Origin of the sequence: Lacibacter sp. H375, assembly GCF_037892425.1 — a bacterium.
Lineage (GTDB): Bacteria > Bacteroidota > Bacteroidia > Chitinophagales > Chitinophagaceae > Lacibacter.
The window spans coordinates 957,549-982,162 of record NZ_JBBKTT010000001.1 but is presented as its reverse complement, the minus strand read 5'-3'; the positions used below and the strand labels follow the sequence as shown (position 1 = coordinate 982,162).

27 protein-coding genes are annotated in these 24,614 nt (G+C 40.4%); 11 read left to right on the top strand and 16 right to left on the bottom strand.

The annotated features are described in order from the left end of the window. The first annotated feature begins 14 nt into the window (after nt 1-14). The 10 genes from WG954_RS04315 (at nt 15) to WG954_RS04270 (ending at nt 11,626) form a co-directional block, all read left to right on the top strand. Complete coding sequence (locus tag WG954_RS04315; protein WP_340433997.1) at nt 15-410, top strand: hypothetical protein; 396 nt, start codon at nt 15-17, stop codon at nt 408-410. 91 nt (nt 411-501) lie between these two features. Next, the gene (gene uvrB / locus WG954_RS04310) at nt 502-2,538 is read left to right on the top strand and encodes an excinuclease ABC subunit UvrB (RefSeq protein WP_340433995.1); all 2,037 of its coding nucleotides are present in this window, start codon (nt 502-504) and stop codon (nt 2,536-2,538) included. Between the two features lie 88 nt (nt 2,539-2,626). After that, nucleotides 2,627-3,367 (top strand): ParA family protein, encoded by a 741-nt coding sequence (locus WG954_RS04305; RefSeq protein ID WP_324229976.1) that lies wholly within the window; start codon nt 2,627-2,629, stop codon nt 3,365-3,367. Nucleotides 3,368-3,528: 161 nt separating this feature from the next. After that, nucleotides 3,529-3,726 carry a hypothetical protein gene (locus WG954_RS04300; protein ID WP_324229975.1) on the top strand — a complete coding sequence of 66 codons (198 nt, stop codon included), beginning with the start codon at nt 3,529-3,531 and terminating at the stop codon, nt 3,724-3,726. A 240-nt stretch (nt 3,727-3,966) separates the two neighbouring features. Beyond that, nucleotides 3,967-6,888, top strand: a complete 2,922-nt coding sequence (polA, locus tag WG954_RS04295; RefSeq protein WP_340433992.1) for a DNA polymerase I — start codon at nt 3,967-3,969, stop codon at nt 6,886-6,888. A gap of 12 nt (nt 6,889-6,900) precedes the next feature. Continuing rightward, nucleotides 6,901-8,160, top strand: coding sequence for an amidohydrolase family protein (locus tag WG954_RS04290; protein WP_340433990.1), 1,260 nt, complete (start codon nt 6,901-6,903; stop codon nt 8,158-8,160). Between the two features lie 37 nt (nt 8,161-8,197). Continuing rightward, nucleotides 8,198-8,860: a DsbA family protein gene (locus tag WG954_RS04285; protein ID WP_340433989.1), complete on the top strand. Its 663-nt coding sequence runs from the start codon at nt 8,198-8,200 to the stop codon at nt 8,858-8,860. 12 nt (nt 8,861-8,872) lie between these two features. Beyond that, entirely contained in the window at nt 8,873-9,787 is a 915-nt protein-coding gene (locus WG954_RS04280) for a 1-phosphofructokinase family hexose kinase (protein ID WP_340433987.1), read from the top strand. 90 nt (nt 9,788-9,877) lie between these two features. Then, nucleotides 9,878-10,531 (top strand): DUF1579 domain-containing protein, encoded by a 654-nt coding sequence (locus WG954_RS04275; protein WP_340433985.1) that lies wholly within the window; start codon nt 9,878-9,880, stop codon nt 10,529-10,531. Nucleotides 10,532-10,609: 78 nt separating this feature from the next. Then, entirely contained in the window at nt 10,610-11,626 is a 1,017-nt protein-coding gene (locus tag WG954_RS04270; RefSeq protein WP_340433983.1) for a bestrophin family protein, read from the top strand. Between the two features lie 66 nt (nt 11,627-11,692). Here the strand turns inward: WG954_RS04270 and WG954_RS04265 are convergent, their stop codons facing one another. The 8 genes from WG954_RS04265 to WG954_RS04230 all read right to left on the bottom strand — a co-directional run bounded on the left by WG954_RS04265 (nt 11,693) and on the right by WG954_RS04230 (nt 19,088). Next, a complete protein-coding gene (locus WG954_RS04265; protein WP_340433980.1) occupies nt 11,693-12,055 on the bottom strand; it encodes a hypothetical protein in 363 nt (120 codons plus the stop codon). Between the two features lie 121 nt (nt 12,056-12,176). After that, nucleotides 12,177-15,470: a VPS10 domain-containing protein gene (locus tag WG954_RS04260; protein ID WP_340433978.1), complete on the bottom strand. Its 3,294-nt coding sequence runs from the start codon at nt 15,468-15,470 to the stop codon at nt 12,177-12,179. A 90-nt stretch (nt 15,471-15,560) separates the two neighbouring features. Next, nucleotides 15,561-16,094: a DinB family protein gene (locus WG954_RS04255; RefSeq protein WP_340433976.1), complete on the bottom strand. Its 534-nt coding sequence runs from the start codon at nt 16,092-16,094 to the stop codon at nt 15,561-15,563. 34 nt (nt 16,095-16,128) lie between these two features. Beyond that, on the bottom strand, nt 16,129-17,007 hold the full coding sequence (locus tag WG954_RS04250) for a sulfurtransferase (RefSeq protein ID WP_340433973.1): 879 nt from the start codon (nt 17,005-17,007) through the stop codon (nt 16,129-16,131). 112 nt (nt 17,008-17,119) lie between these two features. After that, nucleotides 17,120-17,866: an ankyrin repeat domain-containing protein gene (locus WG954_RS04245; RefSeq protein WP_340433971.1), complete on the bottom strand. Its 747-nt coding sequence runs from the start codon at nt 17,864-17,866 to the stop codon at nt 17,120-17,122. Next, nucleotides 17,863-18,243 carry a VOC family protein gene (locus tag WG954_RS04240; protein WP_340433969.1) on the bottom strand — a complete coding sequence of 127 codons (381 nt, stop codon included), beginning with the start codon at nt 18,241-18,243 and terminating at the stop codon, nt 17,863-17,865. The genes WG954_RS04245 and WG954_RS04240 overlap by 4 nt, the downstream gene beginning before the upstream one ends. A gap of 5 nt (nt 18,244-18,248) precedes the next feature. Continuing rightward, nucleotides 18,249-18,629, bottom strand: coding sequence for a YciI family protein (locus WG954_RS04235; RefSeq protein WP_340433967.1), 381 nt, complete (start codon nt 18,627-18,629; stop codon nt 18,249-18,251). Between the two features lie 3 nt (nt 18,630-18,632). Next, nucleotides 18,633-19,088 carry a DUF1801 domain-containing protein gene (locus WG954_RS04230; RefSeq protein WP_340433965.1) on the bottom strand — a complete coding sequence of 152 codons (456 nt, stop codon included), beginning with the start codon at nt 19,086-19,088 and terminating at the stop codon, nt 18,633-18,635. A 1,220-nt stretch (nt 19,089-20,308) separates the two neighbouring features. Here WG954_RS04230 and WG954_RS04225 point away from each other — a divergent pair. Then, nucleotides 20,309-20,698 (top strand): histidine kinase, encoded by a 390-nt coding sequence (locus tag WG954_RS04225; RefSeq protein WP_340433964.1) that lies wholly within the window; start codon nt 20,309-20,311, stop codon nt 20,696-20,698. 19 nt (nt 20,699-20,717) lie between these two features. Here the strand turns inward: WG954_RS04225 and WG954_RS04220 are convergent, their stop codons facing one another. From WG954_RS04220 to WG954_RS04185, 8 genes are read right to left on the bottom strand one after another with little or no spacing between them, the layout of a single operon-like run. Continuing rightward, nucleotides 20,718-21,242: a DinB family protein gene (locus WG954_RS04220; protein WP_340433962.1), complete on the bottom strand. Its 525-nt coding sequence runs from the start codon at nt 21,240-21,242 to the stop codon at nt 20,718-20,720. Beyond that, complete coding sequence (locus WG954_RS04215; RefSeq protein ID WP_340433961.1) at nt 21,214-21,582, bottom strand: TfoX/Sxy family protein; 369 nt, start codon at nt 21,580-21,582, stop codon at nt 21,214-21,216. The genes WG954_RS04220 and WG954_RS04215 overlap by 29 nt, the downstream gene beginning before the upstream one ends. Nucleotides 21,583-21,591: 9 nt before the next feature. After that, entirely contained in the window at nt 21,592-22,095 is a 504-nt protein-coding gene (locus WG954_RS04210) for an SRPBCC family protein (protein WP_340433959.1), read from the bottom strand. A 2-nt stretch (nt 22,096-22,097) separates the two neighbouring features. Further along, nucleotides 22,098-22,583, bottom strand: a complete 486-nt coding sequence (locus tag WG954_RS04205; RefSeq protein ID WP_340433957.1) for a DUF6265 family protein — start codon at nt 22,581-22,583, stop codon at nt 22,098-22,100. Between the two features lie 9 nt (nt 22,584-22,592). Further along, entirely contained in the window at nt 22,593-22,988 is a 396-nt protein-coding gene (locus WG954_RS04200) for a VOC family protein (protein WP_340433956.1), read from the bottom strand. Between the two features lie 17 nt (nt 22,989-23,005). After that, nucleotides 23,006-23,521, bottom strand: a complete 516-nt coding sequence (locus WG954_RS04195; RefSeq protein WP_340433954.1) for an ankyrin repeat domain-containing protein — start codon at nt 23,519-23,521, stop codon at nt 23,006-23,008. Between the two features lie 51 nt (nt 23,522-23,572). Continuing rightward, a complete protein-coding gene (locus tag WG954_RS04190; RefSeq protein ID WP_340433951.1) occupies nt 23,573-24,088 on the bottom strand; it encodes a DUF1579 family protein in 516 nt (171 codons plus the stop codon). A gap of 44 nt (nt 24,089-24,132) precedes the next feature. Beyond that, nucleotides 24,133-24,567 (bottom strand): DUF1761 domain-containing protein, encoded by a 435-nt coding sequence (locus WG954_RS04185; protein WP_340433949.1) that lies wholly within the window; start codon nt 24,565-24,567, stop codon nt 24,133-24,135. Nucleotides 24,568-24,614: the final 47 nt, after the last annotated feature.

Genomic DNA, 24,614 nt, shown 5'->3' with positions numbered 1-24,614 from the left:
TAAATTTTATTACAATGAAAGTACTCCAATTTTTATTCCTTTTCATCTGTGTGGGTGCAATGGCACAGGCGCAGCCGCCAGCCGATACTTCAAGAGGCAGAGGCCCCCGTGTAGATATGTACAAGGATCTGAACCTGACCAAAGACCAGCAGGAAAAAGTAAAAGCCATTCAGGAAAAGCAACGTACAGAAGCTGAAGCAGTGCGTAACAACAGTTCGCTGAGCCGTGAGCAACAGCGTGAGCAAATGATGGAAATCCGCAAAAAATACAGTGAGCAGATCGACGCATTACTGAACGCAGAGCAAAAAGAGAAGTTGAAAGCAAAGCAAAAAGAAATGCAGGAAGAAATGCAAAAGAGACGTAACGGTGGCGGCGGCCCCGGTGGACAAGGCGGAGGAAATAACAATTAATTGTGAACCGGCGAAAGCCGGTTTTTTATTTGAGTGATTTGCAAACATGATGTCAACCAACAAATGAACCTAACAGTCACTAAATTTGCAGATGCCTTTTCAACTTCATTCACCTTATTCTCCTTCAGGCGATCAGCCGCAGGCGATTCAACAGCTTACCGAAGGAATTTTAAACGGAGAGAAATTCCAAACACTGCTTGGCGTAACCGGCAGTGGTAAAACATTCACCATGGCCAACGTTATTCAAAACGTGCAAAGGCCAACACTTGTGCTTACGCATAACAAAACATTGGTGGCGCAATTGTATGGAGAGTTCAAACAATTCTTTCCTGATAATGCAGTAGGTTATTTCGTGAGCTATTACGATTACTATCAACCCGAGGCATACATGCCGGTGAGCGGCACCTACATTGAAAAAGATCTCAGCATTAACGAAGAGCTTGACAAACTGCGTTTGCAAGCTACCAGTGAATTGTTAAGCGGACGTAGAGATATTATTGTGGTGGCGAGTGTGAGTTGCATTTATGGTATGGGTAACCCGGTTGATTTTGAAAATGGCATCATCCGTATTCAAAAGAAACAAACACTTTCAAGACAAGGCTTTTTACATTCATTGGTAAATAGTTTATACAACCGTACACAAGGTGATTTTACAAGAGGAACATTTCGTGTAAAAGGTGATACGGTTGATATTAATCTTCCTTATGTTGATTTTGGTTACCGCATCAGTTTTTTTGGTGATGAAATTGAAGAGATCGAAACCATCGATACCAAATCCGGCAAACGTATTGGTAAAGTGGACAACGCTGCCATCTTCCCCGCCAACTTATACATTGCACCAAAAGATCAGATGCAGCAGATCATTTATGAGATACAGGACGAGGCGGCTGCACAGGTAGAGTACTTCAAACGTGAAGGCAAATACATTGAAGCGCAACGATTGAAAGAACGGACCGATTATGATCTGGAAATGATCCGTGAACTGGGTTATTGCAATGGCATTGAAAACTATTCACGGTTTTTTGACAGGCGCACACCGGGTACAAGACCGTTCTGTTTATTGGATTATTTCCCGAAGGATTATTTAATGGTGATCGATGAAAGTCATCAAACCATTCCGCAGGTGAGTGGTATGTATGGTGGCGACAGAAGCAGAAAATTGGTATTGGTTGATTATGGTTTCCGTTTGCCGAGTGCAATGGATAACCGTCCGCAGAATTTTCATGAGTTTGAAAGTTTGCTTAACCAGGTTGTGTTTGTGAGTGCAACACCGGATGATTATGAATTGGAGAAAACCGGTGGTGTGGTGGTGGAACAGGTTGTTCGTCCAACAGGTTTGCTGGATCCGCCCATTGAAATCCGCCCAAGTGTAAACCAGATCGACGATCTGCTGGATGAAATTGATAAACGTGTGAAAAAAGGCGATCGTGTATTGGTTACAACTTTAACCAAGCGCATGGCTGAAGAGATGGACAAATACCTGAAGCGGATCAACATCAAATCAAAATATATCCATAGTGAAGTTGACACGTTAGAACGTATTGAAATTTTGCGTGATCTGCGATTGGGTGTTATTGATGTGTTAGTTGGTGTAAACCTTTTGCGTGAAGGACTTGATTTACCAGAAGTATCACTGGTTGCCATTCTTGATGCAGATAAGGAAGGCTTTCTACGTAATGAAAAAAGTTTAACGCAAACCGCCGGTCGTGCTGCACGTAATGTAGATGGCCTCGTTATCTTCTATGCTGATAAGATGACAGAAAGTATGCGCCGCACCATTGAAGAAACCAGCAGAAGAAGAGAAAAGCAGATCCAATACAATATTGAACACGGTATTACACCACGCACCATCAAGAAAAGCATTGAACAGGTAATGGGGCAAACAGCAGTGCTTGATATCAAAGGATACGATCCTGCAAAATCATATGCACTTGCACCAGACGGCGAGTTGGTAGAAGCGGCTGAAGACCAGGAAGTGTATCAAACCATTCCGCAAATGGAAAAAGCGATTGCCCGGACGAAGAAAACAATGGAAAAAGCAGCCCGTGATCTTGATTTTATGGAAGCAGCACGTTTACGGGATGAAATGTTCAGGCTGCAAAAGGAACTTGAGGCGATGAAGAAATAGCATTGAGGCCGCAAACGGCGTCTACGGTTAAGGTTTATGAAAATCTCCCCGTCTTTTCTTAACTTGAAGCTCTTTCAAAAAAAATGCCATGTTCACATTTGCTTTATTCAACCTCAAAGGGGGTGTTGGCAAAACTGCCAGTTGTGTAAACTTTGCTTACCTCGCAGCCAAAGACGGTTACAAAACCTTGCTGTGGGATATTGATCCGCAGGGTGCCACTTCGTTTTACTACAAAGTAAAACCGAAACAAAAAGTGGTGATGAAAGACGTGGTTGGAAAAGATGCAGAACTGGCTGACAGCATCATGGCAACTGAATATGAAAACCTCGATATTATTCCTGCCGATATAACTGCAAAAGCACATGATGTAATGATCGATGAAATGCAGGCATCAAAAAAACGTTTGGCAACTATCTTAAAGCAATTGAAGAGTGAATATGATTTCATCTTTATTGATTGTCCTCCCGGTTTAAGTTCATTAGCAGAAAATATTTTTAATGCATCAGATATTGTGTTGATGCCCATCATACCAACAACACTTTCTGTTCGCACCTATCACATGGTGAAAGATTATTTTAAAGAGAAGAATATCGATCAGAAAAAAATGACCTGCTTCTTCACCATGACCGATCTGCGTCGCAACATGCACAACGAAGTGATGGAAGAATTATACAAAGACAAACGTTTCTTCGAAAACTATATTCCTTATTTAAGTGATGTAGAAAAAATGGGTGTACACAAAGCTCCGTTAGAAGAATTTGCACGCAGCAGTTACGCTGCCCAATGCTATCGGGATTTGTGGGAAGAGATCAAGGAAGGAGTGCTGTAACTCAATACAGTAGCGGATTTCAGCCGACCGTAAATTTACCAAATCGGCTTTAAGTACTAACACTGAATTTTCGAAAATAGATTTCCAACTGTTGCATAAGTCAGAATCTGTTTCTACATTTGAACTGTCCAATTCTTTTGAAAAAACTAAATCCAAATGTCATGAAAAAGCCATTGCGTTTCTTCTCATTCGTATTTTTCCTCTTCGCTATTTATTTGAACGTATTTTACAAGGAAGATTCTTTCTTGGCACGTGTCGTTGCAGGCAAATCTGAAGTTGCAAAACAGCAAACAGCTCAAAAACAATCTAAGGAAGCAAAGCCTTTAGAGAATGAGCTCGCTGAAAATAGCGGCAAATAATTTCACAATACATATTGTGCATCAACTATTTCGTTAAGCAGTCAACGAACCGGCGATCCGTACCCTATATTTTTATTTGCTGCCGGTGTTGAATTTTCTCATAATGTAAGTTTTGCGGAGGTGGTTTCCACCACCTCCTGTTTTTATTTTGCTTACAAAAAAACCACGTTATAAAACGGGGCTTTTCTCGTTTATAAAAATTTCTCTTTTTCTCTTTGGCAAGGATGCTAACTTAGCGGCATGGCCAATGATAAAAAAGTTTTTCTGCTCGATGCGTTTGCACTCATCTTCCGTGCATACTATGCACTTATTCGCAGTCCACGTAATACATCCAAAGGAAAAAATACCAATGCACAGTTTGGTTTTACCAATGCATTGATCGAACTTATTACAAAGCAAAAGCCTTCACATATGGCGGTTTGTTTTGATACGGCTGCGCCAACTGAACGTCATACCGATTTTGCAGAATACAAAGCCAATCGCCAGGAAGCTCCTGAAGATCTGTTGCTGGCTATTCCCGATATTAAGCGCATCATTAAAGGATTTAATATTCCTGTAATTGAAAGCGATGGTTATGAAGCTGATGATGTGATTGGCACATTAAGTAAACTGGGTGAAGCTGCCGGTTACGAAGTATTTATGGTTACACCAGATAAAGATTATGGTCAACTTGTAACCGACAAAGTAAAAATTTATAAACCTGCATACCAAGGTGGTGATGTTGAGATTCTGGGGCCAGAAGAAGTTTGTGCCAAATGGGGAATTAAAAATGTAAGCCAGGTAATTGATATACTTGGTATGATGGGTGATTCGGTTGATAACATTCCCGGTATACCAGGCGTGGGCGAAAAAACCGCAGCCAAACTGTTGGCAGAGTACGAAACATTAGAAAATGTGTTGGCCAATGCTGCTAACATTAAAGGAAAGATGGGCGAGAAAGTTGCCGCAGGAAAAGATCTTGCCGTCATGAGTAAAAAACTTGCCACCATTATTACCAATGTACCTGTTGAATTTCATGAAGAAGATTTTCGTTTGAAAGAATGGAACAAAGAAGAATTAGCGGCAGTGTTTGCTGAACTGGAATTTAAAACAATTGGTAAACGGATTTTAGGTGACGACTTCAACGCATTTAGTACGGCACCTGTTGGTGTGCAGAAAGATCTTTTCGGTAACGTGATCGATACAACAATGGGTGAAGTGCGGAAGGAAAAGAAAGCACCATCAAAATCTGCTCAAACAGAAATCTTTGCTTCAACTGATGCAACAGAAGCCGAAGGAACTGCAGAACAGGAAGAGGGTGCTGCTGTGTTGGATCTTGGCGCTTCAAAAAATATCCATAACACAGAGCATGAATATATTGCCGTAACAACAGAAGCAGCAATGAAAGAACTCGTTGCTGAATTAGCAACGCAAAAAGAAATTTGTTTTGACACAGAAACAACAGGCATCGATGCGAATGATTGTGAAATTGTGGGAATGAGTTTTTCTTATCAACCCCACAAAGCATGGTATGTTCCATGTCCTGTTGATCAAACTGAAACAAAAAAAGTGTTGTCCATCTTCAAGCCGTTGTTTGATGATGAGAGTAAAACATGGATCGGTCAGAACATCAAATACGATCTGTTGGTGTTGAAGTGGTATGATGTTGAGTTGAAAGGACCCTTGTTTGATACCATGCTGGCGCATTATGTAGTAGAGCCCGATGGCAAACGAAGCATGGATGAGTTGAGTGCACAGTTTCTTGGTTACGAGCCGGTGCATATTGAGGAACTGATTGGAAAAAAAGTTCCAAAGAACTCAACTTCCAAACAGCAAGGAACAATGCGTGATGTAGAATTAGAGAAGATCACTGATTATGCAGCAGAGGATGCCGACATCACATTACAATTAAAACATTCGTTGTTTCCATTGTTGAAAGAAAAAGAAGTAGAACGTGTGTTCTATGAAGTGGAAAATCCATTGGTGAAAGTGCTCACTGATATGGAGTTTGAAGGAATACGTGTTGACGTTGATTTTTTAAATGAGTATTCGAAACAACTCGATAAAGAAGCAAAAGAAGCTGAACAGAGAGTATACAGTTCAGCTGGTTTGAAATTCAATCTTGCTTCGCCGAAACAATTAGGTGAAGTGTTGTTCGATCATTTAAAGCTTGATCCCAAAGCGAAGAAAACAAAAACAGGCCAGTATGCAACAGGTGAAGATGTGTTGCTGAAACTGGCGCATACAAGTCCGATTGTAGAAGATATCCTTGCTTTCCGTGAGTTAACGAAATTGAGATCAACTTATGTCGATGCATTACCACAACTGATCAATCGAAAAACAGGTCGTGTACATACAACGTATGGACAGGCAGTCGCAGTAACCGGTCGCTTGGCAAGTAACAATCCGAACCTGCAGAATATCCCAGTGCGCACAGAACGAGGAAGAGAAATACGTAAAGCATTTGTACCAAGAGATGCCAACCATGTATTGGTGAGTGCCGACTATTCACAAATTGAATTACGTATTGTTGCTGCTATCAGTGGCGATCCTGCAATGTGCGAAGCATTTATACAAGGAAAAGACATTCATACTGCCACAGCAGCCAAAGTGTATAAGATCGACGAGAAAGATGTGACCAAAGAGATGCGTTATAAAGCAAAGAGTGTAAACTTTGGTATTATATATGGGCAAGGTGCATTTGGCTTGGCAGATAATTTAGGTATCAGCAGAACCGAAGCAAAAGAGATTATTGATAATTACAAACGGGAATTTGCAGGTATTCAAAAGTACATGGACGATACCGTGAACTTTGCACGTGAAAATGGTTATGTAGAAACCTTGATGGGCCGCAAACGTTGGTTGCGTGATATCAATTCCAGCAACTTTACAGTGCGTGGCTATGCCGAACGAAATGCCATCAACTCGCCTATACAGGGAACAGCTGCTGATATGATCAAATTGGCGATGATCAAAACACATGATGCATTAAAAAAGAGTACATTCAAAAGTAAAATGATCCTGCAGGTGCATGATGAATTGGTCTTTGATGTGTTGAAAGAAGAAGCAGAGGACATCAAAGCATTGATCATTGATTGTATGCAAACGGCCATGCCACTTACACATGGTGTGCCGGTAATTGCAGAAGCTGGAACAGGTGATAACTGGTTAGAAGCACATTAAACAAAAACGGTGATGCGTTTTTTCTTATTGATTGTTTGTATCTCTATTAAAATCGCCCTTGTGGCGCAGGTAAAATCTATTCACTTTATCAACGGGCAATGGTTCAATGGAAAAGAGTTTATCGTTACTGATTTTTATAGTGTGAACGGGCTTCTTACAAAGAATGCACCGTCAGCTGTTGATACAGTTGTTGATCTCAAACAACAATTTATCATTCCTCCTTTTGGCGAAGCACATAATCATTCACCTGAAACCGATCAGGATATTGATGTGTTCATTGAACGTTACCTCGCCGATGGTATCTTCTACATTAAAAATCCAAACAGTATTCCGTTTGCAACGAATAAGATCAAAAGCAAGATCAATCATCCACGAAGTGTGGATGTGATTTATGCCAATGGTGGACTTACTGCAAATGGTGGGCATCCAACAACGTTGTATAATTATATGTTGGGTACAACTTATAAAAAAGCATTACCCGGCTGGACTTCCAAAAGTTTTGAAGGCGAAGCATATTATCTCATCAACTCAAAAGAAGAACTGGAAAAGAAGTGGCCGTTCATTCTTTCACAAAAACCCGGCTTCATCAAATTCTATCTCATCTTTTCAGAAGAATATGAACAGCGGAAAAATGATACTCTTTTCAATGGCAAAAAAGGGATCGATCCAAAGCTGGCTAAGTTGATTACTAAAAAAGCACATGCAGCAGGCTTAAGAGTAAGTGCACATGCAGAAACGCCAAGCGATTTGAAAGTTGCACTGGCAGCTGGTGCAGATGAGATCAATCATTTGCCGGGTTATCAGGTTAGATGGAGAGATGGGTACACCGAAATTTATTATAAACTCACATCACAACTTGCACGGACTATGAAACGAAAAGGTGTGCATGTTGATCCTACTTATTCATTGTTGCAAACAGAAATAAAGCCAATGAGTAATCAGCAACGTGAAGCGCAGATGAATGTACAAAAAGCAAACCTGTTGTTGCTGAAGAAATATCAAGTGCCCGTAACCGTTGGTTGCGACAGTTACAATCTTACAGCTCAAACCGAAATCGAGTATTTGCGCAATCTGAATATTTACAGCAATCTCGAATTGTTGAAGATGTGGTGCGAGGTTACGCCTGCTGCTATTTTCCCCAACAGAAAATTTGCAAAACTGCAGGAAGGTTATGAAGCAAGTTTTCTCATCCTGTCAAAAAATCCTTTGGAAAATTTTGAGCACGCCTATAACATTTCCCTGCGGGTAAAACAAGGGCTGATTTTGTGGTGATGAAATTTCATATTGCAGAACATTTTACCTTTGAGCCATGCAACCGATCTTGATTTATTGTTACGATGCGTATTGCGGCTGGTGTTACGGTTTCAGTCCTGTTATCAAAAAAATCAGCGAAGCATATAAGCAGAAACTTCATTGCGAAGTGTTGAGCGGTGGAATGATCTTGCCTGATCAACCTGTACACATTCGTGTAACGGCTGGCTATATTAGAGAAGCTTACAAAACAGTAGAGGACCATACCGGAATAAAGTTTGGCGAAGATTATCTCTGGCATATCAAAAATCCTGAAGAAAGTGATTGGTTTCCTTCATCTGAAAAACCTGCCATTGCATTATCCATTTTCAAAGAACTATTTTCTGAACAACAGGCACAATTCGCTTCTGATCTGCAATACAGTCTGCACTATGAGGGAAGAGATCTGACGGATAAAGAAGCTTACCGTCATCTCCTCGAAAAATATAATATTGACGCAGATGATTTTTATACAAAACTGAAATCAGAAGAATACAAGGAGAAAGCTTATTACGAATTTCAATTGTGTAAGCAATTGCAGGTAACCGGCTTTCCTCAGGTATTGATACAGCTCACAGAAACCAAATTCCATCTGCTTGCGAGAGGTTATACTGATTATGATACACTTGCCAAACGCATTGATCTTGTTTTAACCGAAATTGAAAATCACTCATATAATTAATTAAAGTGCCACATGATCCTCACTGTAACCCTCAACCCTTGCATTGATAAAAGTTCCGTAGCTGAAACATTGAAACCTGAAAGCAAACTCCGCTGCACAGAAGTGGTGAATGAACCGGGTGGTGGAGGAATTAATGTAAGTAAGGCATTAAAGAAATTAGAAACAGCATCAGTTGCATTATTTCCGTCAGGCGGCCATAACGGTGCCATGTTATGCTCCTTATTAAAAGAAGAAGAGATCGAATTTCATGCAGTAGATTCAAAGGTCGAAACAAGAGAAAACTGGATCGTACTTGAATCATCTACCAACAATCAATTCCGTTTTACCTTTCCCGGTCGGGCTGTACAGGAAGAAACGATCATTACATTGGTTGACCATATCCGTAGTTTTTCTCCTTCTTATGTTATTGCAAGCGGCAGCTTACCTCCTGGTTTGCCCGATTATTTTTATGGATTGATCGTTAAGAATGCAAAAACTGTTGGCGCTCGTTGCATTGTTGATACAAGCGGACCGGCTTTACAGGCATTGCAGGGCAAGGGTGCTTACCTCATAAAACCAAATATTAGTGAGTTGTGTAAAATGCTGAATGTGGAAACACTGGCGAAAGATGAAGTGCCAAATGCAGCACAGCAAGCTATTCATGATGGTTATGCAGAATTGATCGCTGTAAGTATGGGCCCCGATGGCGCATGGCTGGTAAGCAGCGATGAAAAACATTTTGCTGCAGCACCAAAAGTTGAAAAGAAAAGTACAGTTGGTGCAGGTGATAGTATGGTGGCAGGCATGACCTATATGTTACAACAAAACCGTTCGCTCAAAGAAGTGGTAGCTTTTGGTGTTGCTTGTGGCAGCGCTGCTACCATGAATGCAGGTACTCAACTCTTTCACAAAGCAGATGCAGAACGTTTATTTGCAGGCATGAGTTGATCTTCGTCCTTTTAATTTCCTGTTTCATCTGGTTTACTATTGCGAAAGGAGAAAGAATACAGTAACTTCTTCTTCCTTAAAACTAAATACATGAAACGAATTGCTCTTATTCTCTCTCTTGCCGGTTTCGTTTTTACTTCATGCAACAACGAAACCAAAACAGAAACAACTAAAACAGACACAACAGCAACAGACAAAACAGCAACAAGTACGGAGCCTCCCGCTCCACCAATGGATTCTGCTGCAATGGCGAAAGCCTGGGAAAATTTCATGACGCCGGGTGAAATGCACAAATGGATGGCGAGTCATGCAGGAACATGGGATGCTGAAGTAACCTCGTTTATGCCCGGAGCTGAACCATCAACATCAAAAGCAACAGAAGTAGTAAAGATGGTGATGAATGGATTGTACCAGGAAGGAAATCTTTCTGGCACCATGATGGGCATGCCTTTCACCGGGAAAAGTATAATGGCCTATGACAATGCCAAGAAACAATTTGCTCTTTCGTGGATCGATAATCTTGGCTCAGGTCTTATGATCATGACAGGCCAATACGATGCCGCAACAAAAACCATGAACCTGAACGGCACACAAACTGATCCGACAACGGGTAAGGATTCAAAGGTTCGGCAGGAACAAAAGTTTATTGATGATGATAATTATGTATTGACAATGTATGGTGACGGACCTGATGGTAAAGAAGTAAAATTTATGGAAGCAAAATTTAAGCGTGTAAAAAAATAGTCAACCATTAGCCTTATGTACAGCCTCTTGTTTTACAAGGGGCTTTTTTATGTAGATTTATTATTCAAACAATCGCTTATGCTCACCAACCGGATCATCAATCCAAAAATGATCATTCAATTTGCCTGGCGCTTACAGGCAGTGTGTTTTGTGATCAGTGGACTTGTATTTGTTGCGCATGATTTTTTAGGCATTAAATCAATTGCCATTCCGTTTTTACCTGTAGCAACCATTGGTACTGCTGTTGCATTTTATGTTGGCTTTAAAAATAACTCTGCCTATGATCGTTTGTGGGAGGCAAGAAGGATTTGGGGAAGTATTACCAATGCAAGCCGCATGTGGGGTGCAATGGTAGCAGACGTAGTTGCTTCAAGAGCTGATTCACCCGAAGAAGCAACTGCTGTGAAAAAAGAATTAATGTACAGGCATATTGCCTGGTTGAATATGCTTCGTTTGCAATTGCGTCGTAAACCAGTTTTTCATGAATCATGGTATGTGTCTTCTCCCAAGCTGCAGGTTGTACGGGATGTATTTGGTGATGAGAAATTTGAAGACCAGGCCGCCGAAGTGATGACAAAGTTTTTAAATGCAACTGAAATAAAAGAATTGGAACGTAAACCAAATGTTGCATCTGCATTAATGAAACGCCAGAACGAAGAATTGATCCACCTTAAAAATAAAGGATGGCTCGATGAGTTTGAACACAGCGATATGGGAAAACTGGTTTTTGAATTTTACAATCAACAAGGCGCATCGGAGCGTATCAAAAGTTTCCCTTTCCCCCGACAGTATGCAAGTTTCAGTACAGTGTTTGTATTCATCTTCATTACACTGCTTCCTTTTTCACTGATTGGTGAACTGGCAAAACTGAATGCCGACATTAACTGGATGGTTATTCCTTTCACTATGTTGATCGCTTGGGTGTTTGCTGTGATGGAGCAGATAGGTGATGCAAGTGAAAATCCATTCGATAATGGGATCAATGATATTCCAATGACAGCTATTTGCCGAAATATTGAAATTGAACTTCGTGAAATGCTGGGCGAAAAAGAATTACCTGCACGTATTGAACCGGTGAAAGGGATATTGATGTAGATGATAGATTCACAGATGACACGGATTGAAAAGATTGGCAATGATTTTATTTTAAGAAACAGGAGTTTAATCTTTTCTTCTTTTTAAGAACCCAATATTTATTTCCGAGGCGTTATTGTCCCATTCAGGAATATCGTTTTTATCTATTACTTGTACTTTTAAGGTGTTTGTATCTTCCATTTTAAATAGAATGACCAACAATCCAATTTCGCCGGTTACTTCATTTTCAAAACGAAGGATAGAATAATCAACCTTGTTTTCAATGGAATAATTGTACAGAAATTCATTGCCGGGTGTTAGTCTAATAACAACTTTTTTATTGTCATAAAAAAATAACTCAAACGATGATTTGTCATTTGACTTTGTGACATTCTTCCATTTCCCAATGAGGGAAAAGTTTTTGATATTCTTTCTACCACTTTGCATCATAATAAAATTGATGAAGATAATGCCGTACTGTTTTTAATTACAAAAACCTCCTTTGAATGGAGGCTCTGTAATGTGTATTAATCTGTGCTTATCTGTAAAATCTGTGTCATCTGCGAATCTATCACAACCCTTTCCACTCAGGCATTCTTCCCGGTGTATAAGGCGCACCATTCTTTTCTAAAATATCTTCCAATCGTTTTACTTCTGTTGCAATTGCTTTGATCTCATTGTAAACAGGTGTGAATTGCTTCGCAGCAATTTGATAAGAGTTGAGTTGCGTTTGTGTTGGTGCAGCAGTTGTATTCCACAACGAGCCAATAACATAACCAATACGTCCGTTGATAGATGGTGTTGTTTCAAACTCTCTTCTGGCTACTGATGCATCGCCATTCAGTTGGCGGTTCACAGCATTCAATCGCTTTTCAACATCCTGTAATGCTTTTGAGAGGTCGAGTGATTGCTTAGGTGTTTCAATGATTGCTTGTTTCAGGTATCGCACTTTATTCACCAACTCACCACGGTATTGATCAGTTGCAGCAACAACACGACTCAGCTCAGCAATTTTTTTACTGAAATCATCCAATGCTTTTTTATCAGTTGCAGGAAGTGTAGCTGTGTTCAAGGTCATTGCCTTGAATGTTTGTGCCGACGCTAACTCGGTATACACACCATCTTCAAATTTGCTGAGTGAAACTTTATAGGTACCGGGCAAAGCAAAATATCCTTGGTCAGGCGAACTGAATGCAAATGATTCATCAAACGGTGTAAAGTCGATCGGGCCAAACGGAGAAGTACGGAAATCCCATACAATACGTTTCAATCCTTTTTTCGCTGGCGCTTTTAATCTACGGACAACATTACCTGCTTCATCGGTAACAGTAAATAACAAATGCGGCGCAGGCTGTTCATCTTCCAAACGAAGTGAATCAGGCGATGGATATGTTGGAGCTTCACCTTTCTTTATCTTTTCTGCTTCAGCTGCTCTGCGTTTTTCTTTGATCGTTTTAATATCATCTTTCAGATAATACGTAAACACTGCACCAACTTTAGGATTAGGTGTGGTAAAGAAACTTTCGCCCTGGAAACCTTTGCCTCTTACACCCAATGGTTGCGATTGGATAAACATCCACGCATCTTTTACAGGAAAGATCACTGCCTGTTTATCGAGGTCTTCTTTTTTCAAATGGCGTAACGGTGTATAATCATCCAGCACATAAAACCCACGACCGAAAGTTGCAAGAATGAGATCGTTCTCTCTCTTTTGAATTTCCAGATCCTTCACCGCAATGGTTGGTAAACCTGCTTTCATCTGCACCCATTTGGCGCCACCATCAATACTTACAAACAAACCAAACTCAGTACCTACAAACAGTAAGTCTTTGTTTACATGATCTTCAGCAATGGTATAAGATGTTCCTCTCTCCGGTAAATTATTGGTAATGGCTTTCCATGTTTTACCGCCATCACTTGTTTTATAAACATACGGATGAAAATCGCCATAACGATGATGATTGAAGGTGACATACGCCACATTCTTATCGTGCTGCGAAGTGATGATGTGATTCACATACGTACGTTCAGGCACACCGGCAATATTATCAACCTTCATCCAGTTGTTGCCGCCATCAGTTGTAACCTGTATCAAACCATCATCAGTACCAACATAGATCGTATTCTCATCAAATTTTGATTCGGCAATGGTAGTGATATTGCCATAAATATCTGTTGAACCATTTTTTGCAACGGCATCCATGCTCCACACTTTACCCATCACCGACAATTTGTTACGATCGATCTGTCTTGTTAAATCAGGACTGATCACTTTCCATGTACTGCCACGGTCATCTGTTCTGAAAACTTTATTAGCTCCATGATAAAGACGTTTGTTATCATATTTTGAAATTACGAGCGGTGCATCCCAATTCCAGCGATAAGCTTCACCTTCCGGTTCCTGTGGCTGAATAAACAAATATTCACCACTCTTTTTATCGTACCGTGTTAATGCACCATACTGCGCTTGTGAGTAAACAATATCAGGATTGCTTTGATCGATCTGTGATTCGTAGCCATCACCAAGACTTGTAAAATACCAATCAGAATTAAAAATACCATTAGCACTTAAAGTGCGTGATGGTCCACCCAAACTAAAGTTATCCTGTGTGCCACCGTGAATATGATAAAACGGAAATGCATTATCAGTTGCTACTTTGTAAAACTGTGTTACCGGAAGATTGGCTTTAAAATTCCAGTTCTCACCACTATCAAAACTTTCATACACACCACCATCGCAACCAACCAAATAATGTTCTGTGTTTTTTGGATTGATCCAGATCACATGGTTGTCAATGTGTTTATTCTTTTCACCGAGGATTGAAAAATTCTTTCCGCCGTCTTTACTTACTCCGAAGTAAACGTTGATGACAAATACTTTGTTGATGTCTTTGGGATCGCAATATATTTTCTGATAATAGTTGCCCGAAGTTGAATAGCTGCTTTGTTTTTCCCAGCTTGCACCACGATCAGTACTTTTAAACACGCCACCTTTTCCTTCTGTAGCTTCCACAACACAATACAATACATCAGGATTAACAGGTGAATAATTCAAACCGATTCTTCCAAGTTCACCGCCGGGTAATCCATTCATCATCTTGTTCCAGGTTGCGCCGCCATCAACACTTTTGTACAATGCAGATTCAGGACCGCCACCAATATAGGTAAACACTTTCCGCTGACGTTGATGCGCTGCAGCATAAACAATGTTTGGATGACGTGGATCAACCATCACTTCATTAAAGCCTGTATGCTCACTTACATTCAACACCTGTTTCCATGTTTTACCGCCATCAGTTGTTTTGTAAATACCACGTTCGCCACCGCTGTTCCAAACCGGGCCGTAAGCTGCTACATAAACAATATCACCATTTGTTGGATCGATCGCAATACGACCGATATGTTCTGAATTTTTTAAACCAACGTTCTTGAAGCTCTTTCCACCATCTTCTGATTTGTACAAACCATCGCCATAACCCACCACACGTTGATTATTATTTTCACCACTGCCTACCCATACAACATTTGTATTGGTTGGGTCAATCGCCAAACAGCCGATGGCAAATGAACCTTCGCCATCAAAAATAGGCGTGTAGGTAACGCCTGCATTTGTTGTTTTCCAAACACCACCTGCAGCTGCTGCAACATAATACTCACTGTGGTTTTTTGGGTTCACAGCAATATCAGCAATACGACCCGATGTAATGGCAGGCCCAACACTTCTGAACTGCAGACCACTCAGCAATCCGCTGTTGAATACATCTTTTGGTTCTTCCTTTGCCGGAGTTGTTGCTTTCTTTTGTGCGGTTACAGCAATGCAGATGGTGAGCAGTAACAGACTGCTGAGAAGTTTACGTTTACGCATAACAGTTGGTTTTGAAAATGGATAAGAAAGGTAACAAAAAAGTTGACCATGTGTATGATCAACTTTTCCTTTGATAAATCAACTTAGCCGTTAGAATAATTTTTCATTCGGTGGTTTAATACCCACCAAACGGATATAGATAGTGGTTTGTCCGCGATGGTGTGTTTGATGTTCAAATGCTTTATTTAACCAAACCAATCGTGAAAACATAAAATTACCTCTGCCGGCTGTTTCGGTTAACTTACTTACATCCATATTACGGATGCTTTCAATGGCATAATCATAACTCGTCGTTACAAAATGTATTACTGAGTCAGCTGATTGTGCTGTTGCACGTTGTTCCAGGTTTTGTCCGAATGAAATACGTTGGGCACCGGTGCCGTTTGCAATAAAACCAACAATGCCTTGAGACAGATGCAGCATTTGTTGTGCAAATGTGCGGATGCTGTCTTGCGCCCTGAAACTGTATTTGTCTTTCGGCATTGCATCCAGGTATTCTTTGGTATATGCTTTTGCACGTTCCCAATCTTTAATGTAATACGCTTTGATGGAATCGGCCAGTTGTGCTTTAGTGGTAAAAGCTGCAAGCAGAATTACAACAAGCATCAGTAATTGTTTTCTCATTTTGTTCAATTTAGTTTTAGTGTATTGTAAATTGTTAATCCTTCTTTGTTTTTTCCATCGGCAAATATTCTTTGCGACTCCATTCCTGCATAGAACCGTCATAAACTTTCACATTATAACCTAAGAACCTGCCAGCCATGTAAACAACACTTGCTGTTTGTCCAATGAAACAATAGGTCACAATTTCTGTTTTCTTATCGGGCACTACGGGTTGAAAATAACCGGTTAGTTGATCGATATGTTTGAATTGAAAACTTGAATCAAGCAGATCAGGATAAGGAATATTTTTAGCGCCGGTGATATGTCCGTCTCTTGGATTACCTGTCGGGTCGCCATCATAAAAACGTTTCATTCGTGCATCAACCACAACTGCCAATGGTGATTGCAGTGATCTTAACACATAATCTTTATCAACCAAAACAGTGTTGACGCTTGCAACAAAATCACCTTTCTTCACTACAGGCAATTCACTTGTTACCGGATAGCCTGCTTTCTTCCATGCTTCTAAGCCGCCATTCAGATAATGTACTCTTCCTGTTAAGCCGAGGTATTCCAATGTAACAAACATGCGTGCAGTGACAGTTACATCTCCTTTGGTATGATAAAGAATGACTCTTGAATTTTTATTGACGCCAAGCTGTTGTAATACCTTTGTTGCTTCTTTTGGATCGGGTGGATTGAAATTTCCATCAGGCGAATTTGCTGCCAGCCAATCGGGCCATAACAAACGGGCCCCTTTGATATGTTCTTTTTCATAATCGAACCGGAGAAAATTCACTTGCAGCAAAACAAATTCAGGATTGTTGATATTATCGTTGAGCCACTCTGCTGTAATCAGCATTGGTGGTTCTTTTGCTTTTGTTTCTGTTGAAAGAAACAATGATGCGATGAGGATGATGATAAGTCGGTTCATAACACAAATTTTTGTGTGAAGAATTGTTAGAAGTTAAAACTGTATCTGCAAACAGAAAAGGCATTTATGACAAGCGGTGGTTGAACAAGAAGTGATCATTCTTTTTTTACTATCAGGAATTAAGATATTTGTTTGGAACATTACCAGACGTATAATCTATATTGTACTGATGCTTCAACAAAAGCGACACCACTTCATGAATGGTTTTTTCATTCCGGTGCACCTGCGGCAATAACCCCATCATTGCATAACTGATTGTGTTGACTGAGGGCATCAATGTTTCCCACGGATAACCTTTTCCCCAAATAATTCCTTTCACCGTTATATCCAGCCTTGCCCCATGCTCTAACAGAAAATGCATCATCTCTTTTGATTGATGATTGTTCTGATTCACCGTGTGAAAGATGGGTGTTTGCGCCCCAAAGCCATATTCATCCACACCTGCTGCTGCATTTACATCGGCTCCATGTTTTACCAACACTTCAGCACAGGCCACATGATTAAATTCTGCGCATACATGTAACAGCGTAACATCTTCAAGCGGAGTGTAAGCTGCACGGAATGAAATTCGTTTTGAAGGAATCGATGGATCTATTTTTAGTTCATCTTCCAGCATTGTTGCATCATTCAACAACACCGCAAGTAAAGCTCTGTCGTCGAACCGCAAACCAGCATCAACAAATGCTTTTACACAATCTTTGAAACGGGGAGAGCGGGTGTACTCACTCAGCAGTTCATAAATGAGAGGTTGGTTGTTATGCAGGCTGTTGACATCAACGCCTAATCTGAAACAGTTGTGAATGCCATCTGCTGCATGCAGTTCGATCAGTTCGATAATATCATCCGCAGGGTTGTTCATGTGTTTGTGTTTGAATTAAAAACAGGTTGACCAAATTGCAAGAGATAACCGTTGATATCATACACCGCAAACTCACGCATTCCATAATCAAAATTTTCAATAGGATAGCAAACCTTACATGTATCTTTTAATTTTTCCCACCAGTAGTCAACGCTATTTGTATTGATATAAAAAGAACCGGTAAACTGTGGTTGTTCAAAAGGAATGTGTGCGTTCGGTAATGCAAGCATAATATCTACCGCATGCAACTGTACTCTTGCAAATCCGTGAACGGGAACAAAATCGGTGCAGGTAAAACCAAGCACATGAACATACCAGTCAACAGTATCTTTCAGTTGACTGGTATAAAGCAGGGGGCTGAGTTTGTTAAGATTCATACCGTCTATTCGCATTTGTTTACGGCAACTGCATATGGCACTACTTTCGCCAGCATGATCTTGTTTTTCACCGCAGGATCTTCCTGCATAAACTGCATGGCATCCTTTTCATCCTTTGCATAAAAGATCACCAGGCCCATCATGCCGGGATCAGCTAAATCCAACTGTGTTCTTCCGGCAAGCAAAACAACACCTTCGTTCTTCAGCTTTACCAACCGTTGGAAATGTTCACCAGTGATGGCTTCATCTGTTTTGGTCCAGTTTTTTGCTTCTTTATATTTGTCGGCCAGCGTAAGAATGCCCAGCCATTGCGGTGCTTTTGTCTTGTCTTGTGCAGATAGCTGCAAGGCGAACAGAAGGCAGATAATTGTAAGCAGTTGCTTCATTACTTATCGTTTTAAATTTTTTTCATAAAGAGCGATCCATTCATCGGCCGACATTTTAGCTGCAAGCTCTCCGATGAGTTCGAAAGGGATATCCTCCGGCTTTTTGTAACGGATACAGCTTTTGCCCATATCCAATTTTTTTGGAGATGCTTTTGCATGTGCTGCCGTAAACCATTTCAGCAACTCAGGGCTTGCGTAAATACCCATATGGTACACCGCAATAAAGTTCTTTTGCGAAGCAATGCCCATAAAAGGTAACGGATCTTTGGGGTTGCAATGATAACCGGCCGGGTATTTTGAGTGAGGCACGGCATACCCAAGCATGCCGTAGCCCATCCCTTCTTTAAAACCTTTGGGCAAATTCTTTTTGATGACGGCTCTTAGTTTCTTAAATGCTGCCTGCCGCTCCTCCGGCATTTCTGCAATATAGTCGTTGGGGTCTGTTGCTGCTGATTGCATAGTCAGGGTTGTTTTATTAAAATATGATTACAAATTAAGATTTTACTGCTACTGTCGGTTCATGCCTATAGAATTTCGACTACACGAAAACTACTAGAAACAAGTACAAGCTAATGAGTAAAGGTTCTATTGTAGGAGGCTCGCCGAGGTTGTTACTTTGTACCCGCAACGATGATGATACGGACAACCCAAAACGCAGCTAACTGACAATATATAACGAATTGATCCCGACGAAAAACTGTTTACCCAAAACCCACATGTAATTATTCCTGATTGAAAAGCCTGCTTTTAACCGTACCGTTTACCCAAAACCCACTAAAACCACAAGAGCTCTTTTAAAGGTCGTTTACCCTTACTGATGTCCTGTATCCAAACCAAAAACCGAATTTAACCTGTACCGTTTACCCAAAACCCATTGAAACCACAATGGTTCTTAAAAGGTCGTTTACCCAAACTACTTATACCAATATCTATAAGAAAACCAGTTTTGATCCGTACTTGTGTAAACCAGGTTTTCGAAAAATTGCATGATGATTAACTTACCCGAAACCTAAGTTTCGAAAATCGGCCAGTCGTTTCCACGATCAGCTTTTTTTTTTCATCTTTCTCTATCAGCTTCAGCCTTTTCTTTCATCCATTAGAATCTTCATATTAACCCAGCATCAACTTTAAAAAGTATCCTTTTTAATTGTGGTTATGTTATTATTGGGTTTTCATTGGCAGGTTGCGCAAATCCAACCTTTGTTGCCGAATTAGCTTTACCTGCTGCCGAATTTCAACTACAACAACACAATAAAACAAGTACGGCTTAATGAGCTCAAGTACTATTTTATCCGGCTTACTTTGGTTGTTACTTTGTATTGTCAATGACATTGAAACAATATCCAAAGCATAAATCAACAATCCGTATCCACTTGAACAACTGAACCCTGGAAGCATTATTCGAAATCCAATTTGTATGTAAAACCACTGTTTGATCCATACCCTTGAAAACTTTATCTCTGAAACCAAACCTTATGAAAGCTTATCCAAAATCCAATTGTATAAAACCGATGTTTGATCCGTACCCACAACCCATTATTGAATGTTCATGTTGATAGTTATAGAGGGCCCCGTTTTTAATCCAACTCTTTTGAAAACTATTTTACTCCTGTGAGAACAATTGAATTGTACCCTTTGTTTTTGTAAGTAAACCATCCTTGCTTCCTCAAATCTTTTATATGAAAAATCAATTTGCCCTTAAACAACTTGTTGGCCATGTTGCCCAATCAATTTTACCTTCTGCAGTTAGTCGCAACAGTTTTTTTGTAAACGATATTGCTCCTGATCTGCAAGTATCAGCCGACCGTGATTTGCTTGCATCAGTACTAAGTAACTTACTACAAACAGCAGTTGCCCAAACCGAAAGCGACTGCATCCGGATTTCAGCTTACGAACAACAGCAACAGGTTTTTCTACAGGTAAATGAAAATGGCCGTTGTTACAGTGCAGACATATTCCATAAAATGGAACAGCTTATGCCAATGGCTGCCGTACTCGGTGGCAGCGTTGCAATTACTCCAGCTGACAGCGGTCTTGAACTGGCACTTCGTTTTCGTACCGAATTATAAAGAACTTTTCTGAATTGCATTAGAACTGCAGTATCCTGAAGAATTGCGGCCATGGTCCCATTTCTTCTATATACTGTTTCGACATTACTCTTGTGATCTGCGCAATATGCGTAAGATCATGCACTACCCAGGTTGACAAAAGATTCCGTAAGGTAACTTCTCCCAACACCGGGTGTTTTCCTTTTCGTTCCAGATCATCTTCAGTTAATTGAATTGATTGCAGCCATGCAACATTTTCTTTCCTGATCTCTTCAAATTCATTCAGCAATTGCTCTAAACTTTTTCCTTTGCTCTCTTCATACTGAGCAAACCGGTCGTATGGATCGAACTGTTTATTTATCCCATGTTCCAAAATGATCTTTGCACGTACTACCCAATCTGTTTTTTCACCATGAATTAAATGACCCACTACATCGAAAGGTGAAAACGTATCCGGTCCTTCGTTAGTCAGGATGAGATCATTTGATAAACCTGTAAGCAATGATCTTAAAACAAGTGGTGTACGTTCAAGTATGTTACATGCTTCCTGCTGTTGATACTTCATTTTTCTTCTTTGATACTTTGGCGATCTTATTATATTCAAGTGCAAGTGTTACCCAATACTCGAGTTTCTTTTTTGTAGTAACAGCGTCAGCATCTACAAATACAAAACCCTTCATTACTTTTCCGGTGAAATCCATGGGTGCGCAACCTTCTTTTTCCATTGCTTCATCATAACGTGCAGGATCGATCCTCACCATCAACCGTTCTTTTTCTACACCAATGCACATTTTATCGTTCACCATGAAACAAAGCCCCCCAAACATTTTCTTCTCTTCCACATTTTTTTGTGTGAGGGCTATCAATTCTCTTGTGCGGTCGGCTAGTTTTTCGTTGAATGCCATGCTGATTTTTTATGCGCTGATGACGTTTTGCAAAGCCTCATTCTTGTTACGCAGATCAATACCACCTTCAAACATCGATTTCATATTGGCGAGATAAAAAGTCCAGCCGGTTTTACAACCGATATGCCACATTTCTTTTGCTTTTTCATCGGTTGGTATATTATCCTGTAACAATTCAACTATGAGTTCATCTTGCTCGGGATAAATGCGAACACTGCAGTTGCCAGCATCGCCAAAACGGAATTTGAAAAAATCGATGCCATTACAATCAAGTATTTCGCCCGTTTCAGTTACTTCGTCACTATAACCAAACCAGCGCCATCGATAAGTATCGCCTTTGTGCACAGGTTCATCGTCACCTCGTAATGAACCATTTGGTTGACTGTATTCACTCATTCTTAAAAACCAGTATTCAATACCGCCTCTTGTGGCCCATGCACGATAGAGTTGTTCAATTGAATTGCTTTTAATGTTGATGCGAACAGTAAACCTGCTCCAATCGAAGGAAGACATGATCAATCTTTTTTACGTGAATAATAAAAGTTTGATTTTTTTACAGGAGTTGCAGCGCCATCATCGATCACTGCATGAATAGAATCTTTATTGACCAACGTATAACTGATACGTTTTGGAAAATCATGCTGTGCATTTTCAGCCACAAAACCTGTTTCACTATGCGAAGTGATTTTAAATTCTACCGGCTGCTCTCCGTTCTGATTCTTTACAGTCGGGATATAATAATAATTGCCGCTACGAAATGCCAGTTGAATTTTTTCCAACATAATTTCTGTTCCATCAGAACGTGTCATGATGCTTTCTCCTGCAAGTGTGCTGTCGTTAGCAACGGCCCATTTTTCAGTAATGATTCCACGCCTCGTTTGCATTTGCCATGAACCTTTGAGCCAGTGAAATGATTTTACTGATCCGTTGAATGATGGCAGCTCTGTTACAAAACTGCAAACAGAAAATAGCAGCAAGAACGCAATGCTGTTCTTTTTCATTTCAATTGCTTATTGTCTGTACTTTTCAGGAATGTTATGTAATGCAATGCGGTTGCCTTCTGTATCTAAGAACACAGCCATATCGCCATATTCATCAGAGATCACAGTTTTCGGAACAAGTATTTTACCGCCTGCTGCTTCTACACGATCTAGAAATATCTGTACATCGGGATTGCCATTGAGATAGATGAGTGGACCATCGGTAGCAGAAGGTTTATGAAAACCGCCACTATCAACAAGTGTACCGCCAATACCTTTCATAGGATCGTCAATGGGAAACATCCGCATTTTAGTTTGCTGGAAATCTAATGCCTGCATTTGAAAATCAAAAACGGCCTCATAAAATTTTTGTGCTCTGTCTATATCGGTTGCCGGAATTTCAAACCAGCTGATTGCATTATCCATGTTGTAAGTTTTAAGGTTTATAATGGAGATTTAGTTTCTTTCAATCCTTTACTTTGCAGGTACTCCACCAATTCTTTTGCGTCCTCACCTCCACGGTTTGCATGATGCAACAAAGTAAGACCGTGTGGACCTCTTGCATACAGGTACGACGGCCAGGTTTCGATATAAGCTTTTACGATTTGCGTTTTACCCAACATCGTCAACACAAATAAATTGGTACGTGCTCCTTTTTCAATCAGGTAATTCGCAATTTCTTTATTGCCAACATGCCCGGCACCTTCCAATCCTGTTTCAAAATCGCCACCACCCAAATCCCAAGTGGCATAGATGAGTGTCGGGAATTCAGTTAACAACTGTTTTACTTTATCAAGATTGTTATGTCCGGCACTTACAAAGTCTTTTACTTTATCAGCAGGCAACGGATCAGGTTTTGTTTGTTGCACAGGCTTTGTGTCCTGTGCAAGTATCATTGAAGGGATAGCAATGATGCCGCTGCCAACAGCTACGTTCTGCAAAAATGATTTACGGTTCATGATAAAGGTTTTTCTTAAAGTTCGGAAATAGATAATAGAAATTTACCCCATTCATCCTTTTCTGCGACGGTATTCAAGATCATATTCTGTTTGCCAGGTAGCGCCATTGTCTTTTGTAATTTCTGCAAACTGGCGCACTTTATCTTTCGACAGATTGAAGAAGGTTAACTTTCTTACAGCTATCGTGTCTTTTGAAAAAGGAAATGGCTTTGTTTGAAAGATAATTTTCTGATCATCATATTTCCCTTCGAGATATTCGGTACTGCCGCCTGTATTATCAACCCAGGTTTGTTGCCATTGCTTTGTATTCCTGTTCCAGGTATTAAAACTTTTGCCTGCAAACCGTAACCCTTGGTTTGAACCTGTACTCGTCCATTCTTCAAGAATAATACAACTGTCGAGTATCAAACTGATCTTGCTGTCGCCGGCTTTAGCACCTGTTTTTCCATACACATCCCATTCACCGATCCAAAAATCGAATTGACGATAAGCAGGAGCACTGCAAGGTTTTTGTGCAACTAGCTGTATGGTTATTGTGGAGGCGAAAAGAAAAAGCAAATACTTCATGACGATAAGGTTTTGATAACAAGGTAATGGTTAATGTCATGATTTTATCGCCATACACCAATGATTGCGCCCATTAGTGTAAGTGCAAATAATGCGTAACCCCCATTAATAAAAATGTAGCGTGCAGTTTTTTGTTCAAACAAAGCAGCAATGGCAATAGCAGCAAAACCCCAGATACCAGCAAGAAAACCTGCAATGGTCCCCCAGGTAACATCTGTTTTTTGCGCACAGTTGCCGGTACATTCAGCCGGTGTATCAGCAAGGAACATCGCCAGGTTAGCTGCCATGATGAGTGAAAGCACAAAGGCCCAACCATAAATTTTTGCAGCGTTGCCTTTCTTTACATCTTCCTCAGTGAGTTTATTTTCACTCATCCATGCTTTACCAAATAACAAAGGAGAATACCAAACGCCGCCCAATACAAAAGCGGAAATGCCAGCCGCCAATACAGCAAGCCAGTTAATTGAATTCATGTCCATACAGTTGGTTTTTGGGTTGAAAAATTTGTTTGTATTCGAATCTATTT